Source organism: Pedococcus sp. P5_B7 (genome assembly GCF_054049895.1).
Genome location: NZ_JBFULM010000011.1, coordinates 89,840 through 101,680, shown reverse-complemented (window position 1 = coordinate 101,680; position 11,841 = coordinate 89,840). Strand labels below are relative to the sequence as shown.

The 11,841-nt window shown below is 70.5% G+C and carries 11 protein-coding genes and 1 pseudogene; 9 read left to right on the top strand and 3 right to left on the bottom strand.

Features of this window, described 5'->3' with window-relative positions:
- The 4 genes and pseudogenes from ACXJKD_RS20230 to ACXJKD_RS20215 all read left to right on the top strand — a co-directional run.
- A partial coding sequence (locus ACXJKD_RS20230; RefSeq protein ID WP_457256821.1) for a protoporphyrinogen/coproporphyrinogen oxidase occupies window positions 1–889 on the top strand: 889 nt, incomplete at its 5' end.
- A gap of 4 nt (window positions 890–893) precedes the next feature.
- Window positions 894–1,607, top strand: coding sequence for a hydrogen peroxide-dependent heme synthase (gene hemQ, locus ACXJKD_RS20225; RefSeq protein WP_457256819.1), 714 nt, complete (start codon window positions 894–896; stop codon window positions 1,605–1,607).
- Window positions 1,608–1,810: 203 nt separating this feature from the next.
- Window positions 1,811–1,948, top strand: a pseudogene (locus tag ACXJKD_RS20220) (type IV toxin-antitoxin system AbiEi family antitoxin domain-containing protein); the annotation flags it as partial.
- A 48-nt stretch (window positions 1,949–1,996) separates the two neighbouring features.
- Complete coding sequence (locus ACXJKD_RS20215; RefSeq protein ID WP_457256833.1) at window positions 1,997–2,896, top strand: hypothetical protein; 900 nt, start codon at window positions 1,997–1,999, stop codon at window positions 2,894–2,896.
- 36 nt (window positions 2,897–2,932) lie between these two features.
- On the opposite strand, the gene msrB is transcribed toward ACXJKD_RS20215, so the two are convergent.
- Complete coding sequence (gene msrB / locus ACXJKD_RS20210; RefSeq protein ID WP_457256831.1) at window positions 2,933–3,352, bottom strand: peptide-methionine (R)-S-oxide reductase MsrB; 420 nt, start codon at window positions 3,350–3,352, stop codon at window positions 2,933–2,935.
- A 155-nt stretch (window positions 3,353–3,507) separates the two neighbouring features.
- On the opposite strand from msrB, the gene ACXJKD_RS20205 reads away from it, so the two are divergent.
- The gene (locus ACXJKD_RS20205) at window positions 3,508–5,688 is read left to right on the top strand and encodes an ATP-dependent DNA ligase (RefSeq protein ID WP_457256817.1); all 2,181 of its coding nucleotides are present in this window, start codon (window positions 3,508–3,510) and stop codon (window positions 5,686–5,688) included.
- Complete coding sequence (locus ACXJKD_RS20200; RefSeq protein ID WP_457256816.1) at window positions 5,688–6,857, top strand: alpha/beta hydrolase family protein; 1,170 nt, start codon at window positions 5,688–5,690, stop codon at window positions 6,855–6,857. The genes ACXJKD_RS20205 and ACXJKD_RS20200 overlap by 1 nt, the downstream gene beginning before the upstream one ends.
- Window positions 6,858–6,870: 13 nt before the next feature.
- On the opposite strand, the gene ACXJKD_RS20195 is transcribed toward ACXJKD_RS20200, so the two are convergent.
- Window positions 6,871–7,587, bottom strand: a complete 717-nt coding sequence (locus ACXJKD_RS20195; protein WP_457256815.1) for a dihydrofolate reductase family protein — start codon at window positions 7,585–7,587, stop codon at window positions 6,871–6,873.
- A gap of 50 nt (window positions 7,588–7,637) precedes the next feature.
- On the opposite strand from ACXJKD_RS20195, the gene zapE reads away from it, so the two are divergent.
- The 3 genes from zapE to ACXJKD_RS20180 all read left to right on the top strand — a co-directional run bounded on the left by zapE (window position 7,638) and on the right by ACXJKD_RS20180 (window position 10,129).
- Window positions 7,638–8,642 carry a cell division protein ZapE gene (gene zapE, locus ACXJKD_RS20190; protein WP_457256814.1) on the top strand — a complete coding sequence of 335 codons (1,005 nt, stop codon included), beginning with the start codon at window positions 7,638–7,640 and terminating at the stop codon, window positions 8,640–8,642.
- 50 nt (window positions 8,643–8,692) lie between these two features.
- Window positions 8,693–9,655 carry a polyphosphate kinase 2 family protein gene (locus ACXJKD_RS20185; protein ID WP_457256812.1) on the top strand — a complete coding sequence of 321 codons (963 nt, stop codon included), beginning with the start codon at window positions 8,693–8,695 and terminating at the stop codon, window positions 9,653–9,655.
- Window positions 9,656–9,748: 93 nt separating this feature from the next.
- Window positions 9,749–10,129 carry a VOC family protein gene (locus tag ACXJKD_RS20180; RefSeq protein WP_457256810.1) on the top strand — a complete coding sequence of 127 codons (381 nt, stop codon included), beginning with the start codon at window positions 9,749–9,751 and terminating at the stop codon, window positions 10,127–10,129.
- A gap of 63 nt (window positions 10,130–10,192) precedes the next feature.
- Here ACXJKD_RS20180 and ACXJKD_RS20175 read toward each other — a convergent pair whose 3' ends face one another.
- Complete coding sequence (locus ACXJKD_RS20175; protein WP_457256808.1) at window positions 10,193–11,839, bottom strand: acyl-CoA dehydrogenase family protein; 1,647 nt, start codon at window positions 11,837–11,839, stop codon at window positions 10,193–10,195.
- Between the last annotated feature and the right edge of the window lie 2 nt (window positions 11,840–11,841).

Below are 11,841 nucleotides of genomic sequence, written 5' to 3'. Positions count from 1 at the left end.
TGCCGCGGGGGCGGGTGCCGCGGGGGCGGGTGCCGCGGGGGCGGGTGCCGCGGCCGGGGCGACGGTTGACGCGGCTGAGCCGACGCCCGTCTTCGCCGGCCTGGCCGGCGGGGTGGGGCGGTTGGCCGAGGTGCTGACCGAGTCCCTGCGGGGACGAGGAGTGACGATCCGCAGTGAGACCATCGTGCGCGAGCTGCACCGTGAGCCGGTCGCGGCGGGGGGCGGGTGGACCGTCGTCGTCGGTCCGCAGCCCCGACCCGAGCGGCTGCACGCCGACGCCGTGGTCCTGGCGACTCCGGCCGCCCCGACGAGCAGGCTGCTCGCCCCCCACCTGCCGCAGGCGTCCAGGGCGTTGCGGGAGATCGACTACGCGTCGATGGCGATCATCACGTTGGCCGTGGGCGCCGACGGTCCGCACACCGTGCCCCTTCCGGGCTCGGGGTTCCTCGTCCCTGCAGTGGAGGGGCGCACGATCAAGGCGAGCACGTTCTCGTCGACCAAGTGGGCGTGGACCGCCGACGCTGCGGGTGACCTGTCTTTCCTGCGCGCGTCGGTGGGCCGCTATGGCGAGACCACGGACCTCCAGCGACCCGATGACGAGCTGGTCGCGATCGCGGTGGCGGAGGTCAGTGAAGCCCTCGGGCACCAGCTGCCCCGCATCGTCGACACGCACGTCCAGCGATGGGGCGGGGCCCTGCCGCAGTACGCGGTCGGTCATCTCGACCGGGTCGCCAGGATCCGCGCCGACACCGCGACCGCACCGGGGCTGGAGCTGGCCGGCGCGGCATACGGTGGCGTCGGGATCCCGGCGTGCATCGCCAGCGGTCGCGCGGCGGCGCAGGCGGTGGCCACCCACCTGCGGGCGCGGTCGGCGGGCACGGGAGGATAGGGGCATGAGCGAGCCGCACCCCTCCAACCCCAACGCCGCCCGGATCCGCGAGATCAACGAGTCGATCCGCTATGCGATGTGGTCGGTGTTCGCGGTCAACGGTCCCTTGGGTGACGACCGTGAGGTGATGGCCAAGGAGGTCGAGGACCTCTTCGCGTCGCTGGCGGACGAGGGTGTCGTGACCCGTGGCGTCTACGACATCGGGGGTCTGCGCGCCGACGCCGACTTCATGGTGTGGTGGCACGCCGAGCGGATCGAGGACGTGCAGCGGGCCTACCGCGCCCTGCTGCGCACCGACTTCGGCCACCTGCTCGAGCCGACCTGGTCAGCGGCCGCGCTGCACCGGCCGGCGGAGTTCAACAAGAGCCACATCCCCGCGTTCCTCGCCGACGAGGCGCCGAAGGACTTCATCTGCGTCTACCCGTTCGTGCGGTCCTACGAGTGGTACCTACTGCCGGACGCCGAGCGCCGCGACATGCTCCGCGAGCACGGCCAGCAGGCGCGCGACTTCCCCGACGTGCGCGCCAACACCATCGCGTCGTTCGCGCTCAACGACTACGAGTGGATCCTGGCCTTCGAGGCGGACGAGCTGCACCGCATCGTCGACCTGATGCGCGAGCTGCGGGCGTCGCGGGCTCGGATGCACGTCCGCGAGGAGCTGCCCTTCCACACCGGCCGACGCGTCGAGGTCGGCGAGCTCATGGCGTCGCTGCGCTGAGCGAGGGTCCCCCTTTATCGGGTCTAGGGCCTTGGTTGCGCTTCACCCGAGGAGGGTTCTCGGGTGAACAGCAACGTTCTCGGTCAAGGTCGGCGCCGCTGAGGGATCCGCCTGTCCACTGGTGCTCACGGTCGCGGCGTCCTGTCCACAGGTCGTTGGACTGACGATTGCCCGTGTGACGGCTGCGTCCGACGGTGGCGCCCATGGACACCCACCTCCTCGACCTCGCCATAGCTCAGTCAGGGCTGCTCAGCACCGCACAGGCTCACGCCGCCGGGTTGGACCGATGGGGGTTGCGTCGTCTCGTCCACCACCGTGAGCTGCTGAGCGTGACCCGCGGGGTGTATGCCGTGCGGACCGAGTCCGAGGGCGAGCTCAGCAGGGAGGCGATGCACCTGCGCTTGGGACGCGCCATGGCGTTGCTCTATCGCGACTGCAGGCTCGCCGGTCACACCGCGCTTGTCGCGCTGGGCCTCCCCGCGTGGGGCGCCGACCTCTCGCGGGCGCAGCTGGAGCGGCCAGTACAAGCGGAGGTGCTGACCCAGGATGCGGTGATCCGACCGGTGTTCGAGCTGCGGCGCCAGACGGCCGACGACGAGTCCATCGAAGAGGTGCCGAGGGACGAGGTGGTGATGGCCGAGGTGGTGATGGCCGAGGGAAAGGGTGCAGGGTTGCGGCCCACGCGCGGTGAGGGCCCCGAGCCGGAGGACCTCACGACCGCGATGGACGTCGAGCATCCTGCGACCGTGTCGCCGGCGATTGCGCTCATCCAGCACACTCTGCAGAACGGCGCGGCCGCAGGTGTCGTTGCCGTCGACGCCGCGCTCCGCCAAGCGATGGTCGGCACCGAGGAGCTGGAGCTGCTGGCTGATCGCGTCCGAGGGTGGCCACGATCCAGCCGCGTGCGCACCGTGCTTACCCATGCCGACGGGAGGTCAGAGTCCGTGGGTGAGTCCAGACTGCGGTTCGGTCTGGCGATGCTGGGCATCGAGCTGATCCCGCAGGTCCGCATCACGAATGAGCACGGGGCGATCGTCGCCCGAGTCGACTTCCTGGTCGCCGGGACGAACGTCGTGGTCGAGTTCGACGGCTTGGTGAAGTATCGCGACGGCGGTTCACAGGCCCTGGTGGCGGAGAAGCGGCGGGAGGATGAGCTGCGTCGCCTGGGCCATGGGGTCGTGCGCGTCATCTGGTCGGAGCTCGACCGCCCGGGATTGATCGCGGCGCGGATTCGGGCGGCCGCCTCCCCAGGGAAGGTTGCGCTTCACCCGAGAACGGACGTCGGGTGAAGCGCAACAAAGCCCCTAAACCCGATAAAGGGGAGGTCAGGCCTTTGGGCGCATCGTCAGGCTGATGCTGTTGATGCAGTAGCGCTGGTCGGTCGGGGTGCCGTAGCCCTCGCCCTCGAAGACGTGCCCGAGGTGGCTGCCGCAGTTGGCGCACCGGACCTCGACGCGCTTCATGCCCATCGTGACGTCCTCGATGTACTCCACCGACTCACCGGCGAGCGGCGAGTAGAAGGACGGCCAACCGCAGTGGCTGTCGAACTTGGTGTCCGAGGTGAACAGCTCCGCGCCACAGGCGCGACAGGCGTAGACGCCCTCGGTCTTGGTGTCGGTGTACTCGCCGACGTAGGGGCGCTCGGTGCCGGCTTGGCGGAGCACCTGGTACTCGGCCGGGCTGAGCTCGGCGCGCCACTCCTCGTCGGTCTTGGACACGGCGTACGTGCGGTCGGTCTGCTCCATGCTCACGCTGCGACTCCTTCGCGGGACGGTGACGGTGTTTCGTCGGCGGTATTTCGTCAAGAGGTGCTTCACGACCATCTCAACGCAATCGGCGTCCATTCTGGTCCCGACCATCCTGACGGCCCGGTGACGGGCGCCCCGGCTAGGCTCGCGCCATGGCGGCCAAAGCAACCGAGCTGGAAGTCCCGGGGGGTCCTGAGGGGTCGCGGCTGGTCCGCGTCTCCAGCCCTGACCGGCTGATCTGGCCCGACGACGGGATCACCAAGCTCGACCTCGCGCAGTACGCGGTCGAGGTGTCGGACCCCTTCATGGGCGCGCTGGGCAACCGCCCGGTGACGCTCCAGCGGTTCCCCGAGGGCATCACCGGCGAGGAGTTCTGGACCAAGAACCCGCCCAAGGGGATGCCCGACTTCATCAACCCGGTCATGTGCACCTACCCCTCCGGTCGCAAGCACCTCCAGGTGGTGGTCGACGAGCCGGCCGCCGTCGTGTGGGCGATGCAGATGAACACCGTGACCTTCCACCCCTGGCCGGTGCGGACCAGCAACGTCGACAACCCCGACGAGCTGCGGATCGACCTCGACCCCCAACCCGGGCGCGACTTCAAGGACTCGGTCGAGGCGGCCCTGGTCCTGCGCGAGCTGTTGACCGAGCTCGGGCTCACGGGGTGGGCGAAGACCTCCGGCAACCGCGGGGTGCACGTCTTCGTCCGCGTCGCGCCCACGCACGAGTTCCTCGACGTGCGGCACGGGGTCATCGGCATCGCGCGCGAGCTCGAGCGTCGGCTGCCCGACCTCGTCACGACCTCCTGGTGGAAGGAGGAGCGGGGCGAGCGCGTCTTCGTCGACTTCAACCAGGCGTGCCGTGACCGCACCATCGCGTCCGCCTACAGCCCGCGCCCGCTGCCCGGGGCCCCGGTGAGTTTGCCGGTCAGCTGGGACGCGCTGCCGGGCGTCAGCCCCGGCGACTTCACCGTGCGGACCGTCCCCGGCATCGTGGCGGCCTACGGCGATGCCTGGGCCGGGATGGACGACGCGGTGGGGGATGTGGCCGCGGCGATCGCGTTGTGGGACAAGGACATCGAGGAGCGGGGACTCGGCGAGCTGAACTTCCCCCCGGACTACCCGAAGATGCCGGGGGAGCCGCCCCGCGTGCAGCCGAGCAAGCGTCGCAAGGACAAGTCCGACGAGGACTACATGCCGCCCAAGGCCGAGCGCGACGCCGACCTGCGCACGGTGTGGGGTCCGGTGGTGCCACCGGTGGCCCCGATGCTGGCTAAGCCCGTCAAGGGGATCCCGACCGGTGACTACCTGTTCGAGCCCAAGTGGGATGGCTTCAGGTCGATCATCTTCCGGTCCGGTGACCAGGTCGAGATCGGCAGCCGCAACGAGAAGCCGATGACGCGCTACTTCCCCGAGGTGGTGGAGGCGGTGCTGGCCAACTTCCCGGAGAAGTGTGTGGTGGACGGCGAGATCGTCCTGATCGGCGACACCGGTGACCGACTCGACTTCGACGCACTGCAGCAACGGATCCACCCAGCCGCCAGCCGGGTGAAGAGGCTGGCAGCGGAGACGCCGGCGAGCTTCGTCGCGTTCGACCTGCTGGCGATCGGCGACGAGGACCTCACCGAGCGCCCGTTCGCGGAGCGGCGCGCGCGCCTGGCGGAGGCCTTCGCGGAGGTCCAGCCGCCCATCCACCTGACCCGTGCCACCGACGACCCGTCGGTCGCGCAGGAGTGGTTCGAGCAGTTCGAGGGAGCCGGGCTCGACGGCGTCATCGCCAAGCCGCTCGACATCGCCTACGTCCCGGACAAGCGGCTGATGCTCAAGATCAAGCACGAACGCACCGCCGACTGCGTCGTGGCCGGCTATCGCACCCACAAGAGCGGCGACGACGCGATCGGCTCCCTACTGCTGGGTCTGCACACCGACGACGGCTCGCTGCAGAGTGTCGGCGTCATCGGGGCCTTCCCGATGGCCCGGCGCAAGGAGCTGTTCGAGGAGCTCCAGCCCCTGGTCACCGACTTCGACCACCACCCGTGGGCGTGGGCCGCCCAGGAGATGGGCAGCCGCACCCCGACCACCGGGGCGACCTCGCGGTGGAACGCCGGCAAGGACCTGTCCTTCACCCCGCTGCGGCCGGAGCGGGTGGTCGAGGTGAAGTACGACCACATGGAGGGCATCCGGTTCCGCCACACGGCTCAGTTCGTGCGCTGGCGTGCGGACCGGACGCCGGAGTCCTGCACCTACGACCAGCTCGAGGAGCCGGTCAGCTTCGACCTCGCCGACGTGCTGGGCGAGACCGCCACCCAGAAGCACGGGTCGGGGGAGAAGTAGTGGCGGCCTCGTCCACCCCCGCCCGGAAGGCAGCCATCGCCGGAGCGGTCACGGCGGGCTCGCTGGCCGCAGCGGGCGCGCTCAGCACCCTGGGCGCGGCGTCCTACTTCGCCCGCCGGGTGCTGACGCCCGACCGCCAGCGCCCGGACGACACCCAGATCCTCGCGGTCGAGGGCGACTCGGTGACCTTGGGCGTCAGCCCCGACACGCTCTCGCCAGGGCGCTACGGACTCTGGCTCGACGGCGACCGCGGTCATGCGCGGGTGGGTGAGGTGCTGGAGGTCCATGAGGGTTCCGGCCGCGTGCGCCGTGAGCTCCTGGGGGTCGACTTCGGGCAGCTCACCAGCGGGTTCGGCCGTTGGAACCAGTACTACTTCGCGAGCCCTCCCGACCGTTCGCTCGGGTTGCGCACGGAGTACGTCGACGTGGACACCGAGCTCGGCACCATGCCGGCCTGGGTCGTGCCCGCGCCGGCCCAGTCGGACCGCTGGGCGATCCTCGTCCACGGTCGTGGCGCCCGGCGTCAGGAGGGCCTGCGCGCGGTGCGCCCCCTGCACGACGCGGGCATCAACGTCATCATCCCCAGCTACCGCAACGACCTCGGTGCCCGCAGTGGCCCCGACGGCCGCTACAACCTCGGTCTCTCCGAGTGGCGTGACATACAGGACGCGGGGCTGCTCGCGGTGCAGCGAGGGGCGCGGGAGCTGGTGCTGGTGGGCTGGTCGATGGGTGGCGCCATCGTGCTGCAGACCCTCGGACGGTCATGGCTCGCCGAGCACGTCACCCACGTGATCCTCGACGCCCCGGTCATCGACTGGGGAGACGTGATCGCGCACCACGCGCGAGCCAACGGCATACCCGCTCCCATCGGTGGGCTGAGCCGCGCGCTCATGGGGCGGCGCTCGGCGCGGCGGCTCGTGGGCGTGCACGACCCGGTGGACGTGGCGAAGACCAACTGGGTGTCGCGCGCGGGCGAGCTGCAGCACCGCGTCCTGCTGATCCACTCGGTCGATGACGAGTTCGTCCCGGTCGGACCGTCGCTCGCCCTCGCCGGGGCGCGGCCCGACCTCGTGACGATGGAACGGTGGGACCGCGCCAGGCACACCAAGGAGTGGAACGTCGACCCCGAGCGCTGGGAGGCGTCCGTGTCGGAGTTCGTCAGCTCGTGACCCAGCGCGCCTGTCAGCGGTTGACGAACCAGCGGCTGAGGATGGTGCCGTCCTCCTCGAGGAGGAGCGTCGGCGACGCAGGCAGGTTGAGGTTCGGACCGCGCGCGATGGTGGGGTGCTCGCCCCCGACGAGGATCGGCGACCACGTGAGGTCGAGCTCGTCGACCACCCCCGCGGCCAGCATGCTGTTGAGCAGGCTCGGGCCACCCTCGCAGAGGATCTGGCGGAAACCCTTGTCCTCCAACATGTTGCGCATCTTCAGGAAGTCCACCTGGTCCTGGCCGCAGGTCAGGACGAACTCCTCGCCTAGGGCCTCCCGTGAGGCTTCCAGCACGGCGGGGTCGGCGCCCTCCCGGGTGATCAGGTAGACCGAGCCGAACGGGCCGTCGACCACGCTCGGCGGCACCTTGCCCTGGTGGCTGACCACCATGAGCACGGGCGCCCTCGGGTCATCGGCCCGCAGGGACGGGTAGCCCTCGGCCCGCACGGTGCCCGCGCCGACGACCACGACGTCGGTGAGTCGGCGCAGCAGGTCGAACACGACGTGGTCGGCCGGCGTGTTGATGCTCCCCGAACGGTCGTCGGCCCCGTTGGCGGCACCGTCGAGGCTGGCCACGAAGTTGGCCCGGAGCCATCGGCGGGCCGGCGCGACGTAGAGGTCCGCGAGGGTGGCGGCGTCGACGTTCACGCCGGGGGCATGGGTGCTGGACGAGTCGAGCAGCAGGCGCATGTCCCACAGTGTTGCATTTATCCCCTGACTCCCGTCACTAGGCTGCGCTCGTGCCTGGCTCGCTCGTGGACCGATTCCCGCAGCTCGACCGTGGACGGCTGGTGCGCGAGCTCGTGCCGCCGCCCCGCTTCGACGCCGAGCGCTTCACGACCTACCGACCCGATCCGGTGGAGCCCTCCCAGGCCGCGGCGGTCACGCGGCTGGAGGGGTATGCCGCGGGGCTGGGACAGCGCTCAGGCGGCGGGTGGTTCGGGCGTCGCAAGGCTGCCGCCGACGACGGGCGCGGGATCTACCTCGACGGCGGGTTCGGGGTGGGCAAGACCCACCTGCTCGCGTCGCTGTGGCACGAGGCCCAGGGCGACAAGGCCTTCGGGACCTTCGTGGAGTACACCAACCTCGTGGGCGCCCTCGGCTTCCAGCCCACCGTCGAGGCGTTGAGCGGGCACCAGCTGGTCTGCATCGACGAGTTCGAGCTCGACGACCCCGGCGACACGGTGCTGATGGCCACGCTGCTGTCCCGACTGGCCGGCGCCGGGGTCTCGCTGGCCGCCACCTCGAACACGCTGCCCGATGCGTTGGGCCAGGGGCGGTTCGCAGCGGAGGACTTCCTACGCGAGATCCAGTCGCTCTCGGCCCGGTTCGAGGTGCTCACGGTGGACGGGCCCGACTACCGACACCGCGACACCGTGGACAGCCCGCCGCCGTCGTCCGAGGACGAGGTGCGCGAGGGCGTCGACGGCGAGGGCGGCGTGCTCGATCACTTCGTCGATGTGACGCGACACCTCGCCCACGTGCACCCGAGCCGCTACCGCGCACTGCTCGACGGGGTCACCGCTGTCGGCTGGACCCACGTGCGGCCGGTCACCGACCAGGCCGTGGCCTTGCGCCTGGTCGTCCTGGCCGACCGTCTCTACGACGCTGACCTCCCGTTGTACGCCAGCGGTCTCCCGCTCAACGAGGTCTTCTCCGCCGAGATGTTGGCGGGCGGCTACCGCAAGAAGTACTACCGAGCGATCAGTCGACTGACCGCACTGGCACGCCACCCAGAGTACTGAGTCGCCCGACATCCCTCGCGCGGCACGACCGGCACTGACAGGATGCGGGAATGAGCAAGGGCAAGAAGGACAAGGGCGCGAAGGACAGCGGCAAGAACCTCAAGAAGGCCAAGGGGGACAAGAAGTCCAAGGTCGCCGGGCTCGACGCGACGGTGGCCTCGGACAAGGGTGTTCCGGCACCCTCGAGCTTCGCCGACGCGCTGAGGGTGGGCGAGGGCTTCATCCTCGCCGACCTCGATCCGCGCTCGACCCCGGGGTTCGACGGCGACAAGGCGGCCGGCGAGGAGGCCCTGGCCGCCCGGGCCGGCGAGATCAGCCAGTTCCAGGAACGGTTGTATGCCGAGTCCAAGGGGTCGGTGCAGCGTTCCCTGCTGCTCGTGGTGCAGGGCATGGACACCTCGGGCAAGGGCGGCATCATGCGCCACGTCGTGGGACAGATGGACCCCCAGGGCGTGAAGTACACGGCCTTCAAGGCTCCCTCGCGTGAGGAGCGCGCGCACCCCTTCCTCTGGCGGATCCGCAACGCCCTGCCGGCTCCCGGACAGGTCGGGGTCTTCGACCGGTCGCAGTACGAGGACGTCCTCATCGTGCGGGTCCACGAGCTGGTGCCGCGCGCGACCTGGTCTCGCCGCTACGCGCAGATCAACGACTTCGAGGCCAAGGCGGCCGCCGCCGGCACGACCATCGTCAAGGTGATGCTCAACATCTCCTCCGACGAGCAGAAGGCGCGGCTCACCGAACGGCTCGACCGTGAGGACAAGCACTGGAAGTACAACCCGGGCGACGTGGACGAGCGGCTGCACTGGCCGGAGTACCAGGCGGCCTACCAGGCAGTCTTCGAGAAGACGTCCACCGCAGCAGCGCCCTGGTTCGTCGTGCCGGCCGACCGAAAGTGGTACGCCCGCCTCGCCGTCCAGAACCTCGTCCTCGAGCACCTGGCCCAGATGGACCCGCAGTGGCCCCCAGCGGACTTCGACGTCGAAGCCGAGAAGGAGCGACTCGCCAAGTCGTGACTGGGTCGCGATGAGTTCGGCACGCTCTGCCGGTCGGTACTCGTAGGGGACCGACGTGGGTCGGCCCTGACCACCTCCACGGAAGGAGCAACGATGCTCAGCGAGTCCAAGGCCTTCAGCGGTTTCTCGGTGCCCGACACCGAGGCCGCCCGCGCGTTCTACGCCGACAAGCTCGGGCTGGAGGTGACCGAGGACCACGGCATCCTGCAGATCCAGCTGGGCGGCGGCCACCACGCCATCGCCTACCCCAAGCCCGACCACGTGCCGGCCGGCTTCACGATCCTCAACTTCCCGGTCGCTGACATCGAGGCGACCGTCGACGACCTGACCTCGCGTGGTGTCGTGTTCGAGAAGTACGAGGGCACCCAGATGGAGACCGATGCCAAGGGCATCTTCCGCAAGGGCGGCCCGCTCATCGCCTGGTTCACCGACCCGGCGGGGAACGTGTTGTCCGTGATCGAGGGCCAGGGCTGATCGAGGACCAGGGCTGATCGAGGACCAGGGCTGATCAGCCGCTGCCCCGCCCCCGACCCGCTCCTACGCGCTGAACGCCCGGTCGACGATCACCCGAGCGTGGGTGGCCGACAGACCGGCGTCGAGGGTGCCGAACGTCACGCCGTGCTGCCCACCGAGACGGCTGGCGACGAACGCGTCCGCGACCTCGGTCGGAGCGTGCCGGGCGAGCAGCGAGGCCTGCAGCGTCACCGCAAGCTGCTCCACGACGTGCCGCGCGCCGGCTTGCGCGCCCGGCTCCGCGGCATACCGGACGACGTCGTCGACCCGCGCGATCGCGGCGTCGAGGACGGAGCTGTGCCCGTGCGCCAGCGCGAGCTCCTTGCGGAACGCCTCGACCGACACTGGTTCGCGCGTGATGGCACGCAGGACGTCGAGCGCGTTGACGTTGCCCGAGCCTTCCCAGATCGAGTTGAGGGGGGCCTCGCGGTAGAGCCGGGCCAGGCCGTTCTCCTCGACGTAACCGTTGCCGCCCAAGCACTCCAGCGCCTCGGCAACCATGGGCGAAGTGCGCTTGCAGACCCAGTACTTGCCCACGGCGACGCCCAGCCGCGAGAGCGCGGTGTCACCCTCGTCGACGGCGTGGGCGAGGCGCAGGGCCAGCGTGGTCGCGGCCTCGACCTCGAGCGCCAGGTCGGCGAGGACGTTCGCCATGAGGGGCTGGTCGACGAGCAGCGCACCGAAGGCCGACCGGTGGCGGGCGTGGTGGACCGCACGCACCAGCGCCGCGCGCATCGTGGACGCCGAGCCGAGGATGCAGTCGAGGCGGGTGGCCGCCACCATGTCGAGGATCGTGCGGATGCCTCGGCTCTCGTCGCCGACCCGCACGCCCCAGGTGCCGTCGAGCTCGACCTCCGACGAGGCGTTGGAGCGGTTGCCCAGCTTGTCCTTGAGGCGTTGCAGCGCAAAGGGATTGCGTGTGCCGTCGTCGAGCGCGCGCGGCACGAGGAAGCAGCCCATGCCGGCCTCCGTCTGGGCGAGCACGAGGAACCCGTCGCTCATCGGCGCAGAGCAGAACCACTTGTGACCCGTCAGGCGGTAGGTGTCGCCGCCCTCGACCGGACCGCCCGCTGTGGCGACCGCCCGGGTGGTGTTGGCGCGCACGTCCGAGCCGCCCTGCTTCTCGGTCATCCCCATCCCCACGAGGGCCCCACGCTTCCGGTCGAGCGGTCGCAGCCCGAAGTCGTAGCTGCGCGAGGCGATCTGGGGCAGCCAGCGCTGCTGGAGCGCGGGGTTGGCAGCGAGAGCCGGCGCGGCGGCATACGTCATGGAGATGGGGCAGAGGTGACCCTGTTCGTTCTCCGACCAGGCGATGAAGCCGGCGGCTCGGCGCACGTGCGCCCCGCTGCCCGTCGGCCGGGTCCACGGCTCGGCGGTGAGGCCGGCGCCGACAGCGACGGTCATCAGCTCGTGCCACGCGGGGTGGAAGTCCACCTCGTCGAGGCGTTCCCCGGTGGGGGAGTGGGTGCGCAGGACCGGCTCGTTCTCGTTGGCCTGCACCGCCCATTCGCGCGCCTCGGCACTCCCCGCGCGGGCGCCCAGGGCGCATACCTCGTCGTATGCCGCCTGGCTGGCCCAGCGTCGCAGGCCCTCCTCGAGGGCGGGCTGGGAGGTGACGGTGTTGGCGTCGGGGAGCGGGGGTACCTGGTTGGTCACGGCGTGGGTGGGCACGG